We start from the raw sequence: 22601 nt of genomic DNA, 5'->3' as shown, positions 1-22601 counted from the left end.
CTCGTATTTCCTGGCAACCAATGCCGCGTCTCCGCTTAGTTGTAAGGTTTTCTAACTTTTAGGCATCAGGCGCACTTGGAACAAGAGTTTCACCCCCCGCCGCCGGCCTGGAAGCTCTGCACCAGCGAGCCGGCGACCAGCCGCCAGCCGTCGATCAGCACGAAGAAGATCAGCTTGAACGGCAGCGAGATGATGATCGGCGGCAGCATCATCATGCCCATCGACATCAGGATCGAGGCCACCACCAGGTCGATGATCAGGAACGGGATGAACAGCAGGAAGCCGATCTCGAAGGCGCGCCTGAGCTCGGAGATCATGAAGGCGGGCGCGACGACGTGAACCGGCGTGGCCTCCGGCGTCTCGGGCTCGATGTTCGCGATGTCGAAGAACAGCGAGAGATCGTCCTCGCGGGTGTGGTCGAGCATGAACATCTTCACCGGCTGGGCGCTGCGCTGGAACGCCTCGCTGGTCTCGATCTCGCCGTTGAGCAGGGGGCGGATCCCTTCCTGGTAGGACTGGGTGAAGACCGGGGCCATGATGAAGGCGGTCAGGAACAGCGCCAGCGAGACCAGCACGGTGTTGGGCGGGCTCTGCTGAAGCCCGATCGCGGTCCTCAGGAGCGACAGCACGACGACGATGCGCACGAAGCTCGTCGTCATGATGAGGATGGACGGCGCCAGGCTCAGCACCGTGAGCAGGGCGACGAGCTGGAGCACGCGCTCGGTGAGCGAGCCCTCCGAGCCGAGATCGATGCTCAGCTCCTGGGCCAGACCCGGCGCGGCGAAGAACACCGTCGCGGCCGCGGCCGCAACGAGCACGCCGATCGCATGCAGCCAGGCGCGGCGGCTCATTCGGCGGCCTCCGGGCGTTCGTCCCTCTCGCCGGTCTCGGCGTCGTCCGGCGCGACCGGCTCGAACTTCGGCGCGGGCCGGGCGTCGAGCAGGGTCTCGTTGGCGGCGCCGAGGAGCAGGACGTGCTCGACATCGTCGACCTCGACGATCGCGACGCGCCGGCGGGGATCGATCACCAGGCTCTCGACGATGCGCATGCGCCGCTCGGCGTGCGCGCCGGGAAGCCCGGGCAGAAAGCCCTGCGCCCAGCCGCGCCTGAGGATGTAGGCGAAGCCCGCCAGCAGGCCGAGCACCAGCACGAGCGCGGCGATGTAGCGGAAATAGTCGAGCAGGTCCAAGTCGGCGGTCTCCCTCGCGCGCCCGCGTGAATCACGACGCGGATGCTCATTGTCGAGCGGTACCGGGAGTCGGCGAAAAGGTTAAGCCGGCGCTTCCGCGGCGGCGCAGCGGTAACGAGTTTTAAGTCTGTCTTAACCGGCGCGCGGGAAGAGTCTCAGTCGACCCAGAGGAAGGGAGCCCGCCCGAGATGCAGCCGGATGACGTTCCCGTTCTCGCGGTTCTGCGCCAGGCGCTCGCCTATCACAACGACCGCCAGCGCGTGATCGCGGAGAACGTCGCCAACGCGAACACGCCGGGCTTCACGCCGCGCGACATCCCGCGCACCGAGTTTGAACGCGCGCTCGAGGGCGCCCAGCGCGTCGAGCCGGTGAGCCTGACGGTGTCCGAGCCCGGGCACATCTCCGGCCGCGAGGGCGCGCGGCGCGAATACACGGCGCGGCGGGCGCCGGACACCGAGACGACGATCAACGGCAATTCGGTCGTGCTCGAGGAACAGATGGTGCGCGCGAACGAGAATCGCATGCGCTTCGAGACCGTGCTGGGGCTGTACCAGAAGAGCCTGGCGCTGATGCGGATGGCGTCGAGCCCGCCGGGCCGCTGAACGGGATGGACCAGAAGGAGTCCTGAGCCATGGACAAGGCGTCCGAGACCATGCAGATCGCCGCGGCCGGGCTGCGCGCCCAGTCGTCGCGGATGCGCATCATCGCGGAGAACCTCGCCAACGCGTCGTCGACCGGACGCACGCCGGAGGAGGATCCCTACCGTCGCCAGATCCCGGTCTTCGACGCCGAGCTCGATCGCGCCACCGGCGGCGAGCTGGTGCGCATGACCGACGTGCAGCCCGACCGGAGCGATTTCAAGCTGGTCTACGAGCCCGGCCATCCCGCCGCCAACGGCGACGGCTATGTCCGCTATCCGAACGTGACGTTCATGGTCGAGCTGATGGACATGCGCGAGGCGCAGCGCTCCTACGAAGCCAACATGAACATGATCGAGGGATCGCGGCGCATGATGGAACGCACGCTCGATCTCATCAGGCGCTAGGAGGCTAGGCGATGGATCCGGCAGCCCTTCGCGCCTACGCCGCCGCCCAGCAGGCCGCCGCCTCGGCCGCTTCCGGCGGCCAGGACGCCGCCGCGCCGTCGGGCGCGGATTTCGGCGCGCTCGTCAACGACGCCGTCCAGAACACCGAGTCCAGCCTGCAGGCGGCCGAGACGCTGACCGCCCAGGCCGCCGTCGGTCAGGCCGAGCTCGTCGACGTCGTCACCGCCGTGTCGGCGGCCGAGACGCAGCTGGAGACCGTCATCGCCGTGCGCGACCAGGTCATCCGCGCCTACCAGGACATCCTCAAGATGCCGATCTGACGGCTGCGCTGCGTGCGCAGCGGCAATGAAAAGCCCCGCGGCCGGAACCGCGGGGCTTTCTGGTTCCCGGTGAGCCGGACCGGCTATTCGGCCGCTTCCATGGCGTCCTGGGCCTGAACCTCGACGATCCAGTCCTCGACCAGCTCGCCGAGCACTTCGAGCGGCACCGCGCCGTCGCTCAGCACGACGTCGTGGAACTCGCCGATGTCGAAGTCCTCGCCCAGCTCGGCGCGGGCCTCCTCGCGGAGACTCAGGATCTCGTTCATGCCGATCTTGTAGGCCGTCGCCTGGCCCGGGAAGACGATGTAGCGCTCGATGGCGTTGATCGCGTCGCCCTCGGGATTGGGCGTGTTCTCGAGCAGGTAGTCGATCGCCTCCTCGCGGGTCCAGCGATGGTGATGGAGCCCGGTGTCGACGACGAGGCGGGCGGCGCGCCACAGCTCCATCGCCAGCCGGCCGAAGTCCGAATAGGGATCCTCGTAGAAGCCCATCTCCTTCGGCAGATACTCGGAGTAGAGCCCCCAGCCCTCGGTGTAGGCGGTGAAGCCGCCGAAGCGCCGGAAGGACGGCACGTCCTCGAGTTCCTGCATGATCGCCAGCTGCATGTGATGGCCGGGGATGCCCTCGTGATAGGCGAGCGCCTCCATCTGGTAGGTCGGCATCTCGGCCATGTCGCGCAGGTTGGCGTAGTAGACGCCCGGGCGCGACCCGTTCGGCGCCGGGCGCTGGTAGAACGCCTTGCCCGCGCTGGCCTCGCGGAACGGCTCGACGCGGCGCACGACGATGTCGGCCTCGGGCAGCGTGTCGAACCAGTCCGGCAGCGCTTCGCGCATCGTGTCGATGAGCGCGGTCGCCTCGGCGAGATAGGCTTCGCGGCCCTCCGGCGTGTTCGAATAGTAGAACTGCTCGTCGGTGCGCATGAATTCGAAGAAGTCCTGCAGCGAGCCGTCGAACTGCACCTGCTCCATGATCGCGCGCATCTCGCCGTGGATGCGCTCGACCTCCGACAGGCCGAGCTGGTGGATCTCCTCGGCCGTCATGTCGGTGGTGGTGTAGTTGCTCAGCAGCCAGTCGTAGTACGCCGCGCCGTCGGGCAGCTTCCACACGCCGTCATCGCTCGAGGCGGTCTCGGACTGGCGCTGGAACATCGCGATCAGGCGCTCGTAGGCGGGCTGCAGCGAGTTGGTCAGCGCGGTCTCGGCGCGCGCGATCAGGTCGGCCTTGTCCTCGTCGGAGATGTCGAGGGCCTCGACCTTGCCGCGGAAGTCGGCCAGCAGCGGGCTGTCCTCGCCGGACTCGTCGAACGGCGCGCCGGAGATGACGTTGCGCGAGGTCTGGATCATCTGCGCGTACGTCCACAGCGGGGGGTGCACCCCGTCCTCGAACCGCGCCTCGGCGTTGGCCGCGTTCTGGTCGAGATAGCTCTCCGCATTGACGATGCGCTCGATATACGCCTCGGCGTCGTCGACCGTGTCGACGCGGTGCTGGTTGATCAGGAAGGCCGGAACGCCCGAATGCGGGCCGGAGCGCTGCGTGAAGACGTAGCGGTGATCGCGATAGGGCCAGCCCTCGCGATCGTTCTCGGCGTTGTACTCGGCCAGCCGCCAGGACAGCTGCGCGTCCTCGTCGAGGGCGTCGTAGTCGAAGCGCTCGCGCATCTCCTCGATGGCGGCCTGCTCCATCTCGTAGGTCTCTTCGCGGAACTCCGGCGAGGCGTCGTCCCACTGGCCGTAATTGGTCTTGCGGCCGAGATAGGTCTGGAACATCGGCGAGCGCGCCAGGCGCGCCTCGAACTGCTCCTCGAACCAGGCGTTCAGCCGCTCGCTTTCGCTGGTCGCCGTCTCCGTCTCCGCGCCGTCACCGGATTGCGTTTCCGAAGCCGCGGCGGGCGCGGCCGCGTTGGTGGCCGCCTCGTCGACGGTCTCCCCGCAGGCGGCGAGCAGTGCGGCGAGGCTCGCCCCGGCGAGCAGGGTGGTCAGTCGTGTCATGGGTCTCTCCCCCGGTCTTGTCTGCGGCGGTGCGATCAGTCCTGGGCGCCGACTTCGGCGATCCAGGCGTCGACGCGCTCCTCGAGCAGCGGCAGCGGGAGCGACCCCGCCGTCAGCACGGCGTCGTGGAACCCGCCATAGGTGAAGTCCTCGCCGAGCTCGTCCATCGCGCGCTCGCGCAGGTCGAGGATGGTCATCATGCCGATCTTGTAGGACAGCGCCTGGCCCGGCCAGACGATGTAGCGCTCGATCTCCGGGGTGATGTCGCCCTCGGTCATCGGCGTGTTGGCGAGCATGTAGTCGATGGCTTCCTCGCGGGTCCAGCGCTGGTCGTGGATGCCGGTGTCGACCACCAGGCGCACCGCGCGGAAGATTTCGTAGGAGAGCCGGCCGAAGTCGCGATAGGGATCGGTGAAGAAGCCCATGTCCTTGCCGAGATGCTCGGCGTAGAGCGCCCAGCCCTCGACATAGGCCGAATTGAAGCCGAGCTTCTGGAGCATCGGCAGGTCCTCGAGCTCCTGGGCGAGCGCGATCTGGAAGTGATGGCCCGGCGCGCCCTCGTGGTAGGCGAGGCTCTCCATCAGGTAGCTCGGGTTGTCGTCCATGTTGGAGAGATTGACGTAGTAGTAGCCCGGCCGCGAGCCATCGAGCGCGGGCTGGTTGTAGAACGCGCCGGTGGCGGTGTCCTCGCGCCAGGCCTCGACGGCGCGGACCTCGAGATCGGCCTCGGGCAGCGTGTCGAAATATTCCGGCGCGCGCTCCATCACCTGGTCGATGAGGCGCGTCGACTCCTCGAGATAGGCCTGCCGACCTTCCTCGGTGTCCGGATAGCGGAAGTCCTCGCTGGTGCGCATGTATTCGAAGAAGTCGGCGAGATCGCCCTCGAACCCGACCTCGGCCATGATCGCGCGCATCTCGTTCTGGATGCGCTCGACCTCGGACAGGCCGATCTCGTGGATCTCCTCGGCGGTCAGGTCGTCGCGCGTGGTGTAGTTGGCGATCTGGGCGGCGTAGTAGGCTTCGCCGTTCGGGTTCTTCCAGATGCCGGCGCGCGTATCGGCGTCTTCCTCCATCGCCTCGAGCGAGGCGATGTAGCGCTCCATCGCGGGCTGATAGACGTCGACGAGCGCGGCGCGCGCCCGGTCGATCAGCCCGGCCTTGTCCTCGTCGGAAATCTCCAGCGCCTCAACCTTGCCCCGGAAGTCGTCGAGCAGGGCGCTGTCCTCGTCCGACTCGTCGAACGGGGCGCCGGACAGCTGATTGTTCGCCGCCGAGATCAGGCGCGGATAGGCGAACAGCGGCAGACGCACGCCGTTTTCGGCGCGCTCCTCGGCCTCGGCGACCAGCGTGTCGATCACCGCGCCGACGCCTTCCAGGCGGCTGATATACGCTTCGGCGTGGGCGGGTTCGCTGACGCGGTGATTGTTGATGAGGAAGCTCGTCAGCCCCGAAATGCTGTCGAGCATCGGGGAGAAGACGTAGCCGCTCTCGCGGACCTCGTAGAGCCGCGCGGCCATTTCGCCCTGGTGCTCCATGAAGCCGTAGGTGAGCTGCGCGTTCTCGTCGAGCGCGTCGTAGTCGAACGTCTCGCGCATGTGGTCGAGATAGCCCTGCCGGCGCTCGAAGTTCTCGCGGGCGGCTTCGTCGCCGCGCGGATCCCATTGGCCGTAGGAGTCGTCGATGACGCCGAGCTGGGTCTTGAACTCGGGCGAATGCGCCAGCTCGGTCTGGAAGACTTCGTCGAGCCAGGCGTAGAGCCGCTCGGATTCGGTCTGTTCGGTCTGCTGAGCGGTTTGCGTGTTCGCGCTGGCCGACGTGTCGGCCGCCGTCGGCGCCGCATTCTCGGTTTCGCCGCAGGCGGCCAGAAGCGCGAGCGACGCCGCGCCGAACAGAAGCTGAATTCGCATGAATGTCTCCCCAAGCGAAAGCGCAGCGCGTCCCGGGAAGGGCGGCGCGCGCTGAAAAATCATCTATGTCGCTAAACCATCACGAAACGTTGCCCGCGCCTAGTCCCGTTCACCGTTCATAAACGTTTGTTAACCGGGACGCGGGAGCCTCCGGACGAGGGGGCGCAGGACGCGCCCCGGCGAAGAGAGGCTCGTGATGACCGGCGCAGAAGTGCTCGACATCGCACGCGAGGCCATCTGGGTGATGCTGGCCATGTCCGCCCCGGTGATGCTGGTCGGCCTGGCCGTGGGCCTGATGATCGCGCTGCTCCAGGCGCTCACCCAGGTCCAGGAGATGACGCTGGTCTTCGTGCCGAAGATCATCGCCATCTTCATTGCGCTGCTGGTATTCCTGCCGCTCATGGGGGCGGTGATGTCGGGCTTCGTGACGACGCTGGCCGACCGAATCATCGCAGGCTGAATTGATGTACGCCGGCCTTGATCCCGCCGCCGTGATCTTCACGGCCGGGCTTATCTTCGCGCGGATCGGCGCGATCGTGATGCTGCTGCCCGGCTTCGGCGAGCCGTGGGTCCCGCCGCGCATCCGCCTGTCCTTCGCGCTGGCCTTCGCCTTCGCCGCGGGTCCGATGCTCGCCGGCCGCCTGCCGGCGATGCCCGAGACCGCCGGCGCGCTCGCCGGCATGGTCGCGCTCGAGGCGCTGATCGGGCTGATGATCGGCATGGCCACGCGATTCCTGCTCGCCGCCGGCGCGGTCGCCGGCCAGGTCATCGGCTACCAGGCCGGCCTGGCCATGGCGCAGTCCTTCGATCCCTCGCAGGGCCAGCAGGGCGCGCTGCCGGCGACGTTCATCAATCTCGTCTTCATGCTGCTGATCTTCGCGACCAACCTGCACCACCTGCTGCTGCGCGCGGCGGCGGGCTCCTACGAGATGATGCCCGCCGGCGCGCCGCCCATGTTCGAGGACGCCGCCTACTGGGCGCTCGGCCTGTTCATCGACGCCTTCGTCATCGGCGTGCAGATCGCCTCGCCGCTGATCGTCTTCGGCCTGATGTTCTATCTCGGTCTCGGCGTGCTTTCGCGGCTGATGCCGCAGGCGCAGATATTTTTCATCGCCATGCCGCTGAACATCCTCGTGGGGTTCTCGATCCTGGCCATGTCGCTGGGCGCCATGGCGTTGGTCTGGCTGGAGCGCTTCGAGCGCTTCGCCGTGACGCTGCAGTGAGGCGGGCATGGCCGAGGAGGACAAGTCAGAAAAGACGGAGCAGCCGACCGAGCGACGCCTCCGCCAGGCGCGCGAAAAGGGCGATGTCGCCAAGTCCCAGGAGCTGCCGAGCTGGTTCATCCTCGCCGCCGGGCTCGGCGTCATCGGCGCGCTCAGCCCGACCATGGCGCGCGATCTCGCCCGCTCGCTGAGCGTCTTCTTCGCGCAGGCTCATACCCTGAGCATGAACCCGGCGGGCGCGCTGGATCTCGCCGCGTCCACCGCGATCCGCATCGGCGGGATCGTCGGGCTGGCCTTCATCGCGCTCATGATCGCCGGCGTGATGGGCAATTACGTCCAGCAGGGCTTCCTGTTCACCGCCTCGAAGATGGAGCCCAAGCTCTCGAAGCTCAGCCCCGTCGAGGGCGCCAAGCGCATGTTCGGCCCGCAGGGCTGGATGAATTTCTTCAAGGGGGTGGGCAAGATGGGCGTGGTCTCGATCGCCATCGCCGCCGTGCTCTGGCCGCGCCGCGACGAGCTGCTGCGCCTGCCCGCGATGGAGCCGATCGGCATCCTGCAGCTGGTGCGCGACGGCGCGGTGACGCTGCTGCTGGCGGCGCTGCTCGTCTACGCGCTGATCGCGGCGGCGGACTTCTTCTTCCAGCGCCACGAGTTCATCGAACGCAACAAGATGTCGCGCAAGGAGATCCGCGACGAGCACAAGGAGACCGAGGGCGACCCGATGGTGCGCGCCAAGCTCCGCCAGATCCGCCAGGAGCGCGCCCAGAAGCGGATGATCTCCAACGTCCCCGACGCCGCGGTCGTGATAACCAACCCGACCCACTACGCGATCGCGCTGAAATACGAGCAGGGGGTCACCCCGGCGCCGATCTGCGTGGCCAAGGGCGTCGACGCCGTTGCGTTGCGGATTCGCGAGGTCGCCGGCGAGCACGACGTGCCGATCGTGGAGGATCCGCCGCTGGCGCGCGCGCTCTATGACGGCGCCGAGCTCGAGGAGGAGATTCCCGTCGAGCACTACGCCGCCGTGGCCAAGGTCATCGGCTATGTGCTGTCGCTGTCGGGCGGACGCGACCGGCGCGACTCGTGATCGTCCCGCGCGGATTGATCTGCCTCGCGTCGAGAAAGAGCGTTAACCTTGATCCCCGAGGGTGAGCGCGAATCGCCCGACGGGTCCGACCATTCCGGAGTGAGCGCCATGACCGACGCCCCCGCCGCCGAGACCGAGACGTCCCGAAAAGCCGACGCGCCCGAATCCGACGAGCGCGCGGAGGCGGCCCCGGAGCCGCGGTCGCGCTGGACCCGGCCGCTGGCCCGGGCGGTGTTCTGGGCCGCGGCGCTGGGTGCGTTCGGCGCCGCGGCGGTGGCGCTGTTCGCCGCGGCGAGCGCGGGCTGGCACGGCTTCGTCCTGCTGTCGGGAATCGCCTGCGTGGCGTTCCTGCTGCTCTACGCGCTGGCGGCCGGCGAGACGGCCGGCCGCTCGCTCGCCGCGGGTTCGAGCTCGGAGACGGGCGTGAAGGGGCTCGCCGCGGCGGCCTTCGAGGCCCTGCGCGACCCCGTCCTGGTCACCGACGCCGGCGGCCGGCCGCGCTGGGCGAATGCGGCCTATCGCGCGCTCGCTGGCGACGGCGGCCGCGGCGGACCGGTCGGACCCGAGCGCATCTGGACGGGCGCGGCGGGCGGCGCGGTCTATCGGCTCGCCCGCGCGGCGGCGGCCGGCCAGACCGGCCGCGAGACGCTGCCGGCCTGGCGGTCGGCGGACGGCGCGACGGTCTACGCCGCCGAGGTCTCGCCGCTCGAGGGCGGCGGCGCGGTGTGGCGCTTCTTCGAGGAGCGCGCCGAACCCGACACCGAGATCGAGACGCCCGACTGGGCCGAGCGCGCCCCGGTGGGCCTGTTCCTCGCCGACGGCGAGGGGCGCGTGCTGGCGACCAACGCCACGCTGCGCGAATGGCTCGGCGTCGAGGCTGAGCGCCCGCTCAAGGTGAAGGACTTCCTCGCCGGCGATTTCGGCAAGGCCTTCGCCAAGACCCGCGGCGCCGACGGCGTCAGCCGTCTCGACGCGCGCCTGCTCGCGCGCGAGGGCGTCGAGAGCCCCGTCGTGCTCGCCGTGGAATGGGACGAGGAGCGCCCGCCGCGGGCGCGCTGCGTCGTCTACGGTCTGTCGACCACCGGCGCGCCGCCGGGCGTGGCCCAGGCGATCGCCGACGCCAGCCCGAAGGCCGGGCGCACGCTCGACGACATGTTCGCCTCGGCGCCCTTCGGCGTGTGCCGGCTCGACGGCGCCGATCCCGAGACGGCGATCCTCGAGGACGCCAACCCGGCGCTCGTTCAGCTGTCCGGCGGCGGCGCGATCCCGGGCAAGCCCTTCACCGAGCTGTTCGACTGGAGCGAAGGCGAGAGCGCCGAAGAGGTGTTCTCGCGCGCGCTGTCGGGTCGCGGCGAACCCTCCGAGGCGCGCATGCGCGCCGGCGACGACGCCGTGCGCGAGGTGCATCTCTTCTTCGCGCCCGCGCGCGGCGGAAAGCGCGCGGCGTATATCGTGGATATCTCGGCGCTGAAGGAGCTCGAGCGGCAGTTCGCCCAGGCCGCCAAGATGCAGGCGGTCGGCCAGCTCGCCGGCGGCGTGGCCCACGACTTCAACAACATGCTCACCGCGATCCGGCTCAACACCGACGAGCTGCTCGGCCGGCATCCCGTGGGCGATCCGTCCTACGCCGAGCTGCAGCAGATCAACTCGACCGTGGCCCGCGCGGCGGGACTGGTGAAGAAGCTGCTGGCCTTCTCGCGCAAGCAGACCTTCCGCATGACGACGCTCGATCTGAGCGACACGCTGTCGGACTTCTCCGTGCTGCTGCGCCAGGTGCTCGAGGAATCGGTGCGCCTGGAGATCAAGCACGGCCGCAACCTGCCGCTCATCCGCGCCGACAAGACCCAGCTCGAGAACGCGGTGATGAATCTCGCCACCAACGCCCGCGACGCGATGCGCGAGGACGGCGGCGGCGCGCTCACCATCACCACCGAGGCCGTCGACGCCGACGAGGTGCGCCGGGCCGGCGCGCCCGACCCGAAGGAAGGCCGCTGGGCGGCGATCCGCGTGAGCGACACCGGCTCGGGCATGGACGAGGCGACGCTGGCCAAGATCTTCGAGCCCTTCTTCACCACCAAGGAGGCCGGGCAGGGCACCGGCCTCGGGCTCGCCACCGTCTACGGCATCGTCAAGCAGTCGGGCGGCTTCCTGTTCGCGAAGTCGAAGCCGGGCGAGGGCACGACCTTCACTATCTATCTGCCCGAGCACGCGCCCAGCCGCGAGGAGGCCGAGGCGATCGAGGCCGACAAGGCCGCCCGGGAGAAGCCCTCCAAGCCCGCCGACCTCGCCGGCAAGGGGCGCATCCTGCTGGTCGAGGACGAGGACGCGGTCCGCTCGATCGCGGCGAAGACGCTGATCAAGCGCGGCTACGAGGTCGTCGAGGCCTGCGACGGCGAGGAGGCGTTGGAGATCCTCACCGAAGAGCCGGAGAGCTTCGACCTGATCATCTCCGACGTCGTCATGCCCGGGCTCGACGGGCCGGGCCTGCTGGAGAAGGGGCGCGACAAGCTGGGCGACGCGCGCGTCGTGTTCATCTCCGGCTACGCCCAGGAGCAGTTTTCCGACACGCTGTCCAAGGAGCTCGACGTCTCCTTCCTGCCCAAGCCGTTCACGCTGCCCCAGCTCGCCGAGCGCGTGAAGGAAGAGCTCGGCGGCTGAAGCCGGCGAGCGTTCCGTCGCGCTTCGATGTTCTTGTTGCGTTCGCGGAACGAAACGGGTACGGTCTCCTCAATTGCCCGACTCGGACGGGCGTGAAATAAGAGGAGCGCGCCCGATGGCTTCTTCCAATCTCCGCATCGTGAAAGACGACGACATGGACAAGCAGAAAGCGCTCGACGCCGCGCTCACCCAGATCGACCGCGCCTTCGGCAAGGGCTCGGTGATGAAGCTCGGCTCGCGCCCGGCGCAGAACGTCGAGACGGTGTCGACCGGCTCGCTCGGGCTCGACATCGCGCTCGGCGTCGGCGGCCTGCCCAAGGGCCGGATCGTCGAGATCTACGGCCCGGAAAGCTCCGGCAAGACGACATTGGCGCTGCACGTCGTCGCCGAGGCCCAGAAGGCCGGCGGCACCGCGGCCTTCGTCGACGCCGAACACGCCCTCGACCCGGTCTACGCCCGCAAGCTCGGCGTCGATGTCGGCGAGCTTCTCGTTTCCCAGCCCGACACCGGCGAGCAGTCGCTCGAGATCGCCGACACGCTGGTGCGCTCCGGCGCCATCGACATCCTGGTCATCGATTCGGTCGCCGCGCTCACCCCGCGCGCCGAGCTCGAGGGCGAGATGGGCGATTCGCTGCCCGGCCTTCAGGCCCGCCTGATGAGCCAGGCGCTCCGCAAGCTCACCGGCTCGATCTCGAAATCGAACTGCCTGGTGGTCTTCATCAACCAGATCCGCATGAAGATCGGGGTGATGTTCGGCAATCCGGAGACCACGACCGGCGGCAACGCGCTCAAGTTCTACTCCTCGGTGCGCCTCGACATCCGCCGCATCGGCGCGCTCAAGGACCGCGACGAGGTGATCGGCAACCAGACCCGCGTGAAGGTGGTCAAGAACAAGGTCGCTCCGCCGTTCAGGGAGGTCGAGTTCGACATCCTCTACGGCGAGGGCATCTCCAAGACCGGCGAGCTGCTCGATCTCGGCGTGAAGGCGGGCGTCATCGAGAAGTCCGGCTCCTGGTATTCCCACGACTCCGAGCGCATTGGCCAGGGCCGCGAGAATGCGCGGAAATTCCTCGCCGAGCATCCCGACATCGCCGACAAGATCGAGGCCACGGTGCGCAAGAACGCCGGCCTGATCGCCGAGGAAATGCTTGGCGGGCCCGAGACCGAGGACGACGCCGACGACGCCGACGGGGATTCCGCCGCCGCGGGCTGACCCCCTCTCCGCCCGGCGCGGCGCCGTCCCTCGCCGCGCGCGGAAATCCCGGTCGATTGCGACGGGCGCTTGGCGAAGCCGGGCGCCCGTTCGTATATGGGGGGCGACAAGGCCGGCCCGCCGGGGCCGGCGCCAGAGCGAGCGTTCGCGCCGGAGCCCGTCATGACCGCATTGCGCGACATCCGCGCCAAGTTTCTCGACTATTTCGCCTCCGAGGGCCACGAGATCGTGCCGTCCGCGCCGCTGGTGCCGAAGGACGACCCGACCCTGCTCTTCGTCAACGCCGGCATGGTGCCGTTCAAGAACGTGTTCACCGGCGCGGAGAGGCGCGATTACGTGCGCGCGGCCTCGTCGCAGAAATGCGTGCGCGCCGGGGGCAAGCACAACGATCTCGACAATGTCGGCTACACCGCCCGGCACCACACCTTCTTCGAGATGCTGGGGAATTTCTCCTTCGGCGATTACTTCAAGGACGCCGCGATCCTTCACGCTTGGACGCTGGTGACCAAGGAGTTCGGCCTGCCGGCCGACCGCCTGCTGGTGACCGTCTACGCCGAGGACGACGAAGCCGCCGCGCTGTGGAAGAAGATCGCCGGCCTGCCCGACGACAGGATCATCCGCATCGCGACGTCGGACAATTTCTGGATGATGGGCGACACCGGTCCGTGCGGACCGTGTTCGGAGATCTTCTATGACCACGGCCCCGAGATCCCGGGCGGCCCGCCGGGCTCGCCCGATGAGGACGGCGACCGCTTCATCGAGATCTGGAACCTGGTCTTCATGCAGTTCGACCAGCAGAACGACGGCACGCGTCACGAGTTGCCAAAGCCGTCGATCGACACCGGCATGGGGCTCGAACGCATCGCCGCAGTCCTGCAGGGCGTGCACAATAATTACGAGGTCGATCTCTTCCGCCGGCTGATCGCGGCTTCCGAGGAGGCGCTCGGCCGCGAGGCCGCCGGCGAGGCGCTCGCCAGCCACCGCGTGATCGCCGACCATCTGCGCGCGACGAGCTTCCTGCTCGCCGACGGCGTCACCCCGTCGAACGAAGGCCGCGGCTATGTGCTGCGCCGGATCATGCGCCGGGCCATGCGCCACGCCCACCTGCTGGGCGCCGAGGAGCCGGTCATGCACCGGCTGGCGCCGACGCTGGCGGCGGAGATGGGCGGTGCCTTCCCCGAGCTCGATCGCGCCCTGCCGATGATCACCGAGACGCTGCGCGCCGAGGAGGAGCGCTTCCAGCGCACGCTCGGACGCGGCGTCGCTCTGCTCGAAGACGCCGTCGCCGATCTCGGGCCCGGCGACAAGCTGCCCGGCGAGACGGCGTTCAAGCTCTACGACACCTACGGCTTCCCGCTCGACCTCACCCAGGATGCGCTGCGCGCCAGGGGCGTCGAGGTCGATGTCGACGGGTTCGACAAGGCGATGGATCGCCAGCGCGAGGAGGCGCGCGCCAGCTGGGCGGGATCGGGCGAGGCCGCCCCGGAGGCGGTCTGGTTCAAGGTCGGCGACGCGGCCGGCGCGACGGAATTCCTCGGCTATTCCGCGCTTGAGGGCGAGGGGACGGTCCAGGCCATCGTCGCCGGCGGCGGCGAGGTCGAGGCCCTAGAGGACGGCGTGAGCGGCGAGCTCGTCTTCGCCGCGACGCCCTTCTATCCCGAGGGCGGCGGCCAGATCGGCGACGCGGGCGTGATCGAATTCGCCTCCGGCGCGCGCTTCGTCGTCGAGGACGTGAGAAAGCGCGCCGGCGATGTGTTCGCCCATATCGGCCATGTCGAGGGTGGAACCGTCCGCGTCGGCGATTCCGCGCGGCTCGTCGTCGACGGCGAGCGGCGCGAGAAGACGCGCGCCAACCACTCGGCGACGCACCTGATGCACGCCGCCCTGCGCGACGTGCTGGGCCCGCACGTGACCCAGAAGGGCAGCTATGTCGGGCCCGACCGGCTGCGTTTCGACTTCTCCCACGCCAAGGCGCTGACCGACGACGAGATCGACGCGATCGAGGCGCAGGTGAACGCGGTGATCCGCCAGAACGCGCCGAGCGAGGTCGCGGTGATGACGCCCGAGGCGGCCATGGAGAAGGGGGCGCTCGCCCTGTTCGGCGAGAAGTACGGCGACACAGTGCGCGTGCTGGCGATGGGTCGCGCGCTCGACGGCGGCGACGATCCCTACTCGATCGAGCTGTGCGGCGGCACGCACGTCATGCGCACCGGCGACATCGCCCTGTTCAAGATCGTCGGCGAAAGCGCGGTTTCGGCCGGCGTCCGCCGCGTCGAGGCGCTCACCGGCGAGGCCGCCCGCCAGTGGCTGGAGCACCAGGCCGGCGTCGCGCGTTCACTCGCCGAAGGGCTGAAAATCCCGGTCAACGAGCTCGAGCACCGCGTCGCCGCGCTGCTGGACGAGCGCAAGAAGCTCGAACGCCAGCTCGCCGAGGCCAAGAAGCAGCTCGCCATGGGCGGCGCCGGCTCGGATGCGCCGGCAGGACCCGAGGATGTCGGCGGGCTGAAATTCATCGGCCGCGTCGCCGAGGGAGTCGGCGGCAAGGATCTGCGCGGCATGGTCGACGAGGCGCGCAAGCAGATGGGCTCGGGCGTGGCGGCGTTCGTCGGGGTCAATGACGGCAAGGCCGCGCTCGCCGTGGGCGTGACCGACGATCTCTCCGGCCGCGTCGACGCCGTCGAGCTCGTTCGTGCAGGCTCCGCGGCCGTCGGCGGCAAGGGCGGCGGCGGCCGACCCGACTTCGCCCAGGCCGGCGGGCCCGACGGCGCCAAGGCCGACGCCGCGCTCGCCGCGATCCGCGAGGCGCTGAAGGATCGCGCCGCCGAGGCGGCCGAATAAGTCCGCCGGCGCTTCCCTGAAAGCCCGAAACGGGTTCTCCTGTCGGGCGGGGTCCGACGGCGCGCGCACGCTGCGCTATCATGGGCCGGGCGCTGGTAAGAGGAGTTCGCGATGGGCCACGAGGGACAGGAGACCTGGTTCAAGGACGCCATCGTCTTCCTGTTCGCCGCCGGCCTGATCGTGCCGCTGCTCCGGCTGGGGCGGATGTCCGGCGTGCTCGGCTTTCTGCTCGCCGGCGTCGTGCTCGGCCCCTACGCGCTCGGCGCGTTCTCCGACCGCTGGCCCGCGCTCGAATACGTGACGATCTCCGACCCGGAGGCCGCCGCGCCGTTCGCCGAGCTCGGCGTGCTCTTCCTGCTCTTCCTGCTCGGGCTGGATCTCTCCTTCCAGCGGCTCTGGCGCCTGCGCAAGGTCGTGTTCGGCGCCGGCGGGCTGCAGGCGCTCGCCAGCGCTTTCGTGATCGGGACGGGAGTTTATCTCGCCGGCGTGCCCGCGCCGTCGGCGACGACGATCGGTCTGGCGCTGGCGCTGTCGTCGACGGCCATCGTCATGCAGGTGCTCACCGAGGAGCGCCGCGCCGCGACCGCCGTCGGCCTGGTGGCGCTGGCCGTCCTGCTGTTCCAGGACATTCTCGTCGCGCCGATCCTGATCCTCGTGGGCTTTCTCGGCCGCGACGCCGATACGAGCCTGGCGACCGCCTTGCTGGAGGCGCTGCTGCAGGGCGCCATCGCCATTCTCCTGATCCTGGTCATCGGCCGGTTCGGCCTCAGGCGCGTATTCCGGGTCGCGGCCATGGCCGGCGGCCGCGACTTCATGATGGCGCTCACCCTGCTGGCGCTCGTCGGCGCGGCGCTGCTGACGGCCGGGGCGGGCCTGTCGCTGGCGCTGGGCGCCTTCATGGCCGGGCTGCTGCTGGGCGAGACCGAGTTCAAGCACCAGGTCGAGGTCGATCTCGAGCCGTTCAAGGGTCTGCTGCTCGGCCTGTTCTTCATGACGGTAGGCATGAGCCTCGATCTGCCGGCGGTGTGGCGCTACCTGCCGCTCATCGCCGGCGGGCTCGCCGCGATGCTTGTCGTCAAGCTCGCCATCGCTGCGCTCGCCTGCCGCCTGTTCGCCGGCCGGCGCGCGCTGTCCGTCGAGGCGGCCTTCCTGCTGGCGCCGGCGGGCGAGTTCGCCTTCGTCATCGTCGGAGCGGCCTCGGCCGGCGCGATCATCGACCCGGTCGCCGCCACCATCGTCACCGCGATCGCGGCGCTGTCCATGCTGCTCACCCCGATGTTCGGCCGTCTGGGTCGGATCGTCGCCGCGAGGCTTGAGGAGCCGGAGGCCGGCGCGCCCGTCGTCAACGGCGTCTCGGAGCTGCGCGATCATGTCGTGATCGCCGGCTTCGGTCGCGTCGGCCGCGCCATCGCGCGGGTGCTCGAGACCGAGGAGGCCGAGATCGTCGCGCTCGACCGACGCGCCTCGCGTGTGGCCGAGCAGCGCCGCGCGGGCTGGCGGGTCTTTCTCGGAGACGCCGCGCGCCCGGAGATTCTCAAGCGCGCCGGCGCCGAGCACGCCGCGCTCTTCGTCGTCACCGTCGACGACCCCGACAGCGCCGAGGCGATGGTCCGCGCGGTGCGTTCGGTGCGCCGCGACGCGCCGGTGCTGGCGCGCGCCCGCGACGCCGAGCACGCCCGCAAGCTCTACAAGGCCGGGGCGAGCTACGTCATCCCGGACGCCATCGAGGCCGGCCTGCAGCTCGCCGGCCGCGCGCTCGAGGAATGCGGCCTGCCCGGCGACACGGTGCGCGACCGCATCGCCCACGAGCGCGACAGCGAATACGCGCGGGGGCGCATCGACGAACCGTCATGAAAAAGGCCGGGCGTCGCCGCCCGGCCTTTTCATTTCAGATTTGGAAGCAGCGCCTTACACGACACCCTTCATCTTTTCCTCGAAACGCTCGCTGACCTTGTCGAGGAAGCCCTCGGTGGTCAGCCAGCCCTGCTCGTCGCCGACCAGCAGCGCCAGGTCCTTGGTCATGAAGCCGTCCTCGACGCATTCGACGATCGTGGTCTCGAGCGTCTCGGCGAAGGTGATCAGCTTGTCGTTGCCGTCGAGCTTGCCGCGATGGCCGAGCCCGCGCGTCCAGGCGAAGATCGACGCGATCGAGTTGGTCGAGGTCTGCTCGCCGCGCTGGTGCTGGCGGTAGTGGCGGGTGACCGTGCCGTGGGCGGCTTCGGCCTCGACGGTCTTGCCGTCGGGCGTCATCAGCACCGACGTCATCAGGCCGAGCGAGCCGAAGCCCTGGGCGACCGTGTCGGACTGGACGTCGCCGTCATAGTTCTTGCAGGCCCAGACGAAGCCGCCCGACCATTTCAGCGCGGCGGCGACCATGTCGTCGATCAGGCGGTGCTCGTAGGTGATGCCCGCGGCCTCGAACTTGTCCTTGAACTCGGCCTCGTAGACTTCCTGGAAGATGTCTTTGAAGCGGCCGTCATAGGCCTTCATGATCGTGTTCTTGGTGGACAGATAGACCGGCCAGCCGCGATTGAGGCCGTAGCGCAGCGAGGCGCGCGCGAAGTCGCGGATCGAGTCGTCATGGTTGTACATGCCCATGGCGACGCCGGCGCCGTCGAACTCGTGGACGACGTATTCCTGCACCTCGCCGCCGTCGGCGGGCTCGTACTTCATCGTCAGCTTGCCCGGACCGGGCACGCGGAAATCGGTGGCGCGGTACTGGTCGCCGAAGGCGTGGCGGCCGATCACGATCGGCTGCGTCCAGCCCGGCACCAGGCGCGGAATGTTCTGGATGACGATCGGCTCGCGGAAGACGACGCCGCCGAGGATGTTGCGGATCGTGCCGTTCGGCGAACGCCACATCTTCTTCAGCCCGAACTCCTCGACGCGGGCCTCGTCGGGCGTGATGGTCGCGCACTTCACGCCGACGCCGTACTGCTTGATGGCGTTGGCGGCGTCGACGGTGATCTGGTCGTCGGTCTCGTCGCGCTTCTGGATCGACAGGTCGTAGTATTTCAGGTCGATGTCGAGATAGGGCAGGATCAGCTTTTCCTTGATCAGCGCCCAGATGATGCGGGTCATCTCGTCGCCGTCGAGCTCCACGACCGGATTGTCGACTTTGATCTTCGCCATGGCTGGATATCTTCCGCTTGCAGTGTCCGGCGCGCGTGAGCCGCGCGCCGAGGGGAGAAGTCGAGAGGTTCGCGCGGGCTCTTAGCACCCCGGACCGGCGATAGGAAGGGCGGCCATGGCCGACGACGACACCGGACAAGCGAACGCGCCGGTCTTCATCCTGGTCCATCCCCAGATGGGCGAGAATATCGGCGCGGCGGCGCGCGTGATGGGCAATTTCGGGCTGCCCGAGCTGCGTCTGGTGGCGCCGCGCGACGGCTGGCCCAATCCCGCCGCCGAGGCGATGTCGGCCGGCTCGCCGGTTCACGATTACGCGAAGCTCTACGACGGCTTCGACGCCGCGATCGCCGATCTCGACGTCGTCTACGCGACGACGGCCCGGCCGCGCGGCATGGTCAAGCCGGTCGCAACCGCTCGCGAGGCGATGGCGAACGCGAAGGGCGAGATCGCGGCCGGTTCGCGCGTCGGCGTGCTGTTCGGCGCGGAGAAGTCCGGCCTGCCCAACGAGGCCGTCAATCGCGCGAACGCCATCCTGACCCTGCCGGTCGAGCCGGGATTCGCCAGCCTCAACCTCGCCCAGGCCTGCGGGGTGGTCGCCTATGAATGGCGCGCCGGCGATCCCGCCCCGGACGCGTTCGCCCCCCTCGAGGACCGCGCCGGCCAGGAGGAGCTGGAGCGGCTCTATGTGCATTTCGAGGACGAGCTCGAGCGCGCCGGCTTCTTCTACCCGCCCGAGAAGACGCCGCTGATGAAGCGGAATCTCAGGAACATCTTCGCCCGCGGCGGGCTGACCGAGCAGGAGGTCCGCACCCTGCGCGGCGCGATCAAGGCGCTCGCCGTCGGGCGCGGCAAGTACAGGGTGGATCGCGAATGAGGCTTCGGGATCAGAACGCCGGCCGCGCGATCATCAGCCAGAGGATGGCGAGCACGCCGGCGAAGGCGGGAAAGCCGCAAGCGAACCAGACCCGGTAGAGGCGGTGATAGGCGTCGGGCAGGTCGGATCCGGTCTCCGCGGCGGCGCGGGCGAGATCGCGCAGCCGGTGCTGGATCCACACCACGGGCAGCCAGAACCCGCCGACCATCACGTAGAGGCCGAGGGAAACCAGCACCCAGGGCTCGGTGAGGGGCCAGCCGACGAGGTGCGCCAGCGCGATCCCGGTGATCGGCTGGATGACGACCGCGCTCGCGGTGAACACCCAGTCGGCGATGACGACCGTGCCGGCGACGTGGGCGATCAGGCCCGCATCGCGCGTGCGCTGGGCCATCACCATGAAGAAGGCGATGCCCGCGCCGGTTCCCAGCAGGACCGCCGCGCCGATGACGTGGACCCAGCGGAGGAGGAGTTCGAGGAGCATCATCGCTCGCCCGCGTCCATGGCGAGCCCGGCCAGCGCCAGCGCGGCCGCCGGGAATATCTTGATCAGCGGCCCCAGCGGGTCGGCCCAGAGCCCCGGCGTGAGGATCGTCGCTGCGGCGAGATAGGCGACGGAGACGCCGATCATGCCCAGCATCGCCGCGCGGCTCGTCGCCCGGTGCAGGACGGCGACCCCGAGCCCGAGATCGGCGAGCGAACCGCCGGCGACGGCGAGGGCGGGCAGGGGCGCCGCTGCGCCCGCCGTTTCGAGGATCCCGGCTGCGGCGTCGAAGCGGGCGAGCCCGATCGCGCCCGAGGCGACCCAGAATACCGCCAGCACGACAATGACCAGCGGGCGGACGCAATAGAGCCGCGCGTAGAGGCGCTCCTGGGCGCTCGCCGGCATGCGGGCCAGCGTCGCCTCCAGCGTCATCAGGTCCGCCCCGCGGGAGGCCCGGGCCGCGGCGGGATCGCCGTCCACTCCATTGGCCATCGTCCGCATCGCCGTCGAGCGCAGCGGCGTCGCCCAGCCCAGCGCCGCGGCGAGGTCGCCCGCCGCGCCGGCGAGTCCGGCCGTCCAGCCCGGCATGCGAACGATCCGCGCGCGGGGAAGGCCGAGCCAGGCGCGCAGCGCGGCGATCACGCCGCCCAGCGTGCGCGGATCGGGTTCGACGAGATCGGCCTCGTAGTCGTCGGTCCGCTCGCCGGCGGCGCAGGCCGCGGCCTCGTCGGCGACGTCGGACAACGCGACCGTGCGCGCGGGGCTGTCGGCGTGGGCGATGGGCTGGACGAAGGGCAGGGCGGCGAGCCCCCGTATCAGCCCGGAACCGCCGTAGGCGGCCGGGCCGATGACGAGGCCGGGCTTGAGGATCGCCCACGCGCCGTCGCGGGCCCGCACCGCCGCGTCGCCGGCCGCCTTGGTGCGCAGGAAGGCCGTCGCGGCGTCGGCCGCTGCGCCGGGCGCGGAGATCTGGACGAAGCGCTTCACGCCCGCGGCGTCGCAGGCGTCGACGAAAGCGGCGAGGCCGCGCGCATGGACGGCCTCGAGATCGTCGCGTCCGCCGTCCTGCAGCGCGCCGGCGGCGTTGATCACCACGTCGACGCCGTCGAGGAGGCTGCGCCAGGCCGGATCATTGGGCGCAGCGAGATCGACCCGGGCCCATTCCGCGCCGGGGATCCGCTGTTGGCCGATCACTGGGCGACGTCCGGCCCCGGTCACGCGCCAGCCGCGATCGAGGCAGGCGCGCGCGATCGCCGAACCGATCAGGCCGTATCCGCCCAGAACGAGCACGCGCATCGCCGCCTCCCCACGGTCTCAGGGTCGGCGGGTTCGCGCGCGGGAGCAAGACGCGGGGCGCGCGCGTCTGACCGCTTGCTCCGGTTGACTTCGCCCGGTCCCTGCAACATAACCCGCGCTTCCCTCGAGGCGGCCCCGGAGCCGCCGTCCTTGAAGCTCACGGGCGACGCGTGAACCGCCGTTTTCATCGCGGGGCGTGAGGGAGCCCCGCCGGGCCGCGTCGAAACAGGAAAGACATGTCGAAGCGTCATACGCAGAAATACAAGATCGACCGCCGGATGGGCGAAAACATCTGGGGCCGGTCGAAGTCTCCGATCAATTCCCGCCCCTACGGCCCCGGCGAGCACGGCCAGCGCCGCAAGGGCAAGATGTCCGACTTCGGGCTTCAGCTCATGGCGAAGCAGAAGCTCAAGGGTTATTACGGCAACATCACCGAGAAGCAGTTCAAGCGGACCTATGGCGAGGCGCAGCGCCGCCGGGGCAACACCGCCGAGAACCTGATCGGCCTGCTGGAGAGCCGGCTCGACGCGGTGGTCTATCGCTCGAAGTTCGTGCCGACGGTCTTCGCCGCGCGCCAGTTCGTCAATCACGGCCACGTCAAGGTGAACGGCCGCAAGGTCACGATCCCGTCCTATCGCTGCAAGCCGGGCGACGTCGTCGAGGTGCGCGAGAAGTCGCGCAACATGGCGCTGGTGCTCGAGGCGCTGGAAAGCCCCGAGCGGGACATCCCGGACTATATCGAGATCGATCCCAAGGCGATGAAGGCTACCTATTCGCGGATCCCGGAATTCTCCGACGTGCCCTATCCGGTGAAGATGGAGCCCCACCTCGTGGTCGAGTTCTACTCCTCGTAGGACGCTCTACGAGCAGAAATGCGAAAGGCCCGCCGGAACCGGCGGGCCTTTTTCGTATGCGTTGGGGCGTACGCGCGTTCCGCGCTAGAGTGGGCCGCACACATACGGGAGTTCGCCGATGCGGTCCGGGCTGATTGCGATCCTGTTTTCGATGGCCGGTTGCGCCGTTCCCGGCGCCATGGGCGATGCGGGTGGCGCCCGCACGTCGTTCGCCGAAGACAGCCTCGAGCCGGTGTACGCCTGGCGGGTGAGCCCAGAGGGCGATCTCGTCGTGCGCGTTCGCTCGGGCGGCTGCACGAACAAGGACAGTTTCGATCTGGAGGTCACCGGCGGGCCGGAAGGCGGCTGGCGCTTCGATGTCGCGCTGCGCCGGGTCGAGCCGGACCGCTGCGAGGCCTATCTGCCCGACGGCGTCGAACTGGTCTGGACGCGCGAGGAGCTCTACGTGCCGGCCAGCGCGGAGCTGCGCCTGGTCAACCCGGTCAGGCCGTAGCGCC

Annotated in this window: 20 protein-coding genes; 13 read left to right on the top strand and 7 right to left on the bottom strand. The window is 69.3% G+C overall.

All coding sequences use genetic code 11. The annotated features are described in order from the left end of the window. Nucleotides 1–89: 89 nt before the first annotated feature. Both fliP and DDZ18_RS07695 read right to left on the bottom strand, forming a co-directional pair. On the bottom strand, nucleotides 90–851 hold the full coding sequence (fliP, locus tag DDZ18_RS07700; RefSeq protein ID WP_109252777.1) for a flagellar type III secretion system pore protein FliP: 762 nt from the start codon (nucleotides 849–851) through the stop codon (nucleotides 90–92). Next, nucleotides 848–1189, bottom strand: coding sequence for a flagellar biosynthetic protein FliO (locus tag DDZ18_RS07695; protein WP_109252776.1), 342 nt, complete (start codon nucleotides 1187–1189; stop codon nucleotides 848–850). The genes fliP and DDZ18_RS07695 overlap by 4 nt, the downstream gene beginning before the upstream one ends. A 188-nt stretch (nucleotides 1190–1377) precedes the next feature. Here DDZ18_RS07695 and flgB point away from each other — a divergent pair, with 188 nt between their 5' ends. The 3 genes from flgB to fliE are packed head-to-tail and all read left to right on the top strand — an operon-like array spanning nucleotide 1378 to nucleotide 2554. Further along, nucleotides 1378–1791, top strand: coding sequence for a flagellar basal body rod protein FlgB (gene flgB / locus DDZ18_RS07690; protein ID WP_109252775.1), 414 nt, complete (start codon nucleotides 1378–1380; stop codon nucleotides 1789–1791). Between the two features lie 29 nt (nucleotides 1792–1820). Beyond that, on the top strand, nucleotides 1821–2234 hold the full coding sequence (flgC, locus tag DDZ18_RS07685) for a flagellar basal body rod protein FlgC (protein WP_233245756.1): 414 nt from the start codon (nucleotides 1821–1823) through the stop codon (nucleotides 2232–2234). Between the two features lie 11 nt (nucleotides 2235–2245). Further along, nucleotides 2246–2554: a flagellar hook-basal body complex protein FliE gene (gene fliE / locus DDZ18_RS07680; protein WP_109252774.1), complete on the top strand. Its 309-nt coding sequence runs from the start codon at nucleotides 2246–2248 to the stop codon at nucleotides 2552–2554. Between the two features lie 83 nt (nucleotides 2555–2637). On the opposite strand, the gene DDZ18_RS07675 is transcribed toward fliE, so the two are convergent. Continuing rightward, nucleotides 2638–4542, bottom strand: a complete 1905-nt coding sequence (locus DDZ18_RS07675; protein ID WP_109252773.1) for a DUF885 domain-containing protein — start codon at nucleotides 4540–4542, stop codon at nucleotides 2638–2640. 35 nt (nucleotides 4543–4577) lie between these two features. Then, complete coding sequence (locus DDZ18_RS07670) at nucleotides 4578–6449, bottom strand: DUF885 domain-containing protein (RefSeq protein ID WP_109252772.1); 1872 nt, start codon at nucleotides 6447–6449, stop codon at nucleotides 4578–4580. A gap of 196 nt (nucleotides 6450–6645) precedes the next feature. On the opposite strand from DDZ18_RS07670, the gene fliQ reads away from it, so the two are divergent. The 7 genes from fliQ to DDZ18_RS07635 all read left to right on the top strand — a co-directional run bounded on the left by fliQ (nucleotide 6646) and on the right by DDZ18_RS07635 (nucleotide 17322). After that, nucleotides 6646–6909 (top strand): flagellar biosynthesis protein FliQ, encoded by a 264-nt coding sequence (fliQ, locus tag DDZ18_RS07665; protein WP_109252771.1) that lies wholly within the window; start codon nucleotides 6646–6648, stop codon nucleotides 6907–6909. Nucleotides 6910–6913: 4 nt separating this feature from the next. After that, nucleotides 6914–7672 carry a flagellar biosynthetic protein FliR gene (fliR, locus tag DDZ18_RS07660; RefSeq protein ID WP_109252770.1) on the top strand — a complete coding sequence of 253 codons (759 nt, stop codon included), beginning with the start codon at nucleotides 6914–6916 and terminating at the stop codon, nucleotides 7670–7672. A 7-nt stretch (nucleotides 7673–7679) separates the two neighbouring features. After that, on the top strand, nucleotides 7680–8759 hold the full coding sequence (flhB, locus tag DDZ18_RS07655) for a flagellar biosynthesis protein FlhB (protein ID WP_109252769.1): 1080 nt from the start codon (nucleotides 7680–7682) through the stop codon (nucleotides 8757–8759). A 108-nt stretch (nucleotides 8760–8867) separates the two neighbouring features. Then, on the top strand, nucleotides 8868–11417 hold the full coding sequence (locus tag DDZ18_RS07650) for a hybrid sensor histidine kinase/response regulator (RefSeq protein ID WP_109252768.1): 2550 nt from the start codon (nucleotides 8868–8870) through the stop codon (nucleotides 11415–11417). Between the two features lie 115 nt (nucleotides 11418–11532). After that, nucleotides 11533–12630: a recombinase RecA gene (gene recA / locus DDZ18_RS07645; protein ID WP_109252767.1), complete on the top strand. Its 1098-nt coding sequence runs from the start codon at nucleotides 11533–11535 to the stop codon at nucleotides 12628–12630. Between the two features lie 162 nt (nucleotides 12631–12792). After that, nucleotides 12793–15468, top strand: a complete 2676-nt coding sequence (alaS, locus tag DDZ18_RS07640) for an alanine--tRNA ligase (protein ID WP_109252766.1) — start codon at nucleotides 12793–12795, stop codon at nucleotides 15466–15468. A gap of 111 nt (nucleotides 15469–15579) precedes the next feature. Further along, the gene (locus tag DDZ18_RS07635) at nucleotides 15580–17322 is read left to right on the top strand and encodes a cation:proton antiporter domain-containing protein (protein WP_109252765.1); all 1743 of its coding nucleotides are present in this window, start codon (nucleotides 15580–15582) and stop codon (nucleotides 17320–17322) included. Between the two features lie 54 nt (nucleotides 17323–17376). On the opposite strand, the gene DDZ18_RS07630 is transcribed toward DDZ18_RS07635, so the two are convergent. Further along, on the bottom strand, nucleotides 17377–18600 hold the full coding sequence (locus DDZ18_RS07630; RefSeq protein ID WP_109252764.1) for an NADP-dependent isocitrate dehydrogenase: 1224 nt from the start codon (nucleotides 18598–18600) through the stop codon (nucleotides 17377–17379). 115 nt (nucleotides 18601–18715) lie between these two features. Between DDZ18_RS07630 and DDZ18_RS07625 the strand changes: the two genes are divergently transcribed. Then, entirely contained in the window at nucleotides 18716–19474 is a 759-nt protein-coding gene (locus DDZ18_RS07625) for an RNA methyltransferase (RefSeq protein ID WP_109252763.1), read from the top strand. 10 nt (nucleotides 19475–19484) lie between these two features. On the opposite strand, the gene DDZ18_RS07620 is transcribed toward DDZ18_RS07625, so the two are convergent. Next, complete coding sequence (locus DDZ18_RS07620) at nucleotides 19485–19955, bottom strand: DUF2269 family protein (protein WP_109252762.1); 471 nt, start codon at nucleotides 19953–19955, stop codon at nucleotides 19485–19487. Beyond that, entirely contained in the window at nucleotides 19955–21250 is a 1296-nt protein-coding gene (locus tag DDZ18_RS07615; RefSeq protein WP_109252761.1) for an SDR family oxidoreductase, read from the bottom strand. The genes DDZ18_RS07620 and DDZ18_RS07615 overlap by 1 nt, the downstream gene beginning before the upstream one ends. A 236-nt stretch (nucleotides 21251–21486) precedes the next feature. On the opposite strand from DDZ18_RS07615, the gene rpsD reads away from it, so the two are divergent. After that, nucleotides 21487–22104 carry a 30S ribosomal protein S4 gene (gene rpsD / locus DDZ18_RS07610; RefSeq protein ID WP_109252760.1) on the top strand — a complete coding sequence of 206 codons (618 nt, stop codon included), beginning with the start codon at nucleotides 21487–21489 and terminating at the stop codon, nucleotides 22102–22104. 118 nt (nucleotides 22105–22222) lie between these two features. Beyond that, nucleotides 22223–22597 (top strand): hypothetical protein, encoded by a 375-nt coding sequence (locus DDZ18_RS07605; protein ID WP_109252759.1) that lies wholly within the window; start codon nucleotides 22223–22225, stop codon nucleotides 22595–22597. The last annotated feature ends 4 nt before the right edge of the window (nucleotides 22598–22601 follow it).

The organism is Marinicauda salina (assembly GCF_003122085.1).
GTDB classification, from domain to species: domain Bacteria; phylum Pseudomonadota; class Alphaproteobacteria; order Caulobacterales; family Maricaulaceae; genus Maricicauda_A; species Maricicauda_A salina.
This window is presented reverse-complemented; position numbering and strand designations above follow the sequence as displayed.

What these genes read in the sequence shown, in the direction of transcription:
- fliP (WP_109252777.1), bottom strand. Translation starts at nt 851, where the DNA reads ATGAGCCGCCGCGCCTGGCTGCATGCGATCGGCGTGCTCGTTGCGGCC.
- flgB (WP_109252775.1), top strand. Translation starts at nt 1,378, where the DNA reads ATGCAGCCGGATGACGTTCCCGTTCTCGCGGTTCTGCGCCAGGCGCTC.
- flgC (WP_233245756.1), top strand. Translation starts at nt 1,821, where the DNA reads ATGGACAAGGCGTCCGAGACCATGCAGATCGCCGCGGCCGGGCTGCGC.
- fliE (WP_109252774.1), top strand. Translation starts at nt 2,246, where the DNA reads ATGGATCCGGCAGCCCTTCGCGCCTACGCCGCCGCCCAGCAGGCCGCC.
- DDZ18_RS07675 (WP_109252773.1), bottom strand. Translation starts at nt 4,542, where the DNA reads ATGACACGACTGACCACCCTGCTCGCCGGGGCGAGCCTCGCCGCACTG.
- DDZ18_RS07670 (WP_109252772.1), bottom strand. Translation starts at nt 6,449, where the DNA reads ATGCGAATTCAGCTTCTGTTCGGCGCGGCGTCGCTCGCGCTTCTGGCC.
- fliQ (WP_109252771.1), top strand. Translation starts at nt 6,646, where the DNA reads ATGACCGGCGCAGAAGTGCTCGACATCGCACGCGAGGCCATCTGGGTG.
- fliR (WP_109252770.1), top strand. Translation starts at nt 6,914, where the DNA reads ATGTACGCCGGCCTTGATCCCGCCGCCGTGATCTTCACGGCCGGGCTT.
- flhB (WP_109252769.1), top strand. Translation starts at nt 7,680, where the DNA reads ATGGCCGAGGAGGACAAGTCAGAAAAGACGGAGCAGCCGACCGAGCGA.
- DDZ18_RS07650 (WP_109252768.1), top strand. Translation starts at nt 8,868, where the DNA reads ATGACCGACGCCCCCGCCGCCGAGACCGAGACGTCCCGAAAAGCCGAC.
- recA (WP_109252767.1), top strand. Translation starts at nt 11,533, where the DNA reads ATGGCTTCTTCCAATCTCCGCATCGTGAAAGACGACGACATGGACAAG.
- alaS (WP_109252766.1), top strand. Translation starts at nt 12,793, where the DNA reads ATGACCGCATTGCGCGACATCCGCGCCAAGTTTCTCGACTATTTCGCC.
- DDZ18_RS07635 (WP_109252765.1), top strand. Translation starts at nt 15,580, where the DNA reads ATGGGCCACGAGGGACAGGAGACCTGGTTCAAGGACGCCATCGTCTTC.
- DDZ18_RS07630 (WP_109252764.1), bottom strand. Translation starts at nt 18,600, where the DNA reads ATGGCGAAGATCAAAGTCGACAATCCGGTCGTGGAGCTCGACGGCGAC.
- DDZ18_RS07625 (WP_109252763.1), top strand. Translation starts at nt 18,716, where the DNA reads ATGGCCGACGACGACACCGGACAAGCGAACGCGCCGGTCTTCATCCTG.
- DDZ18_RS07620 (WP_109252762.1), bottom strand. Translation starts at nt 19,955, where the DNA reads ATGCTCCTCGAACTCCTCCTCCGCTGGGTCCACGTCATCGGCGCGGCG.
- DDZ18_RS07615 (WP_109252761.1), bottom strand. Translation starts at nt 21,250, where the DNA reads ATGCGCGTGCTCGTTCTGGGCGGATACGGCCTGATCGGTTCGGCGATC.
- rpsD (WP_109252760.1), top strand. Translation starts at nt 21,487, where the DNA reads ATGTCGAAGCGTCATACGCAGAAATACAAGATCGACCGCCGGATGGGC.
- DDZ18_RS07605 (WP_109252759.1), top strand. Translation starts at nt 22,223, where the DNA reads ATGCGGTCCGGGCTGATTGCGATCCTGTTTTCGATGGCCGGTTGCGCC.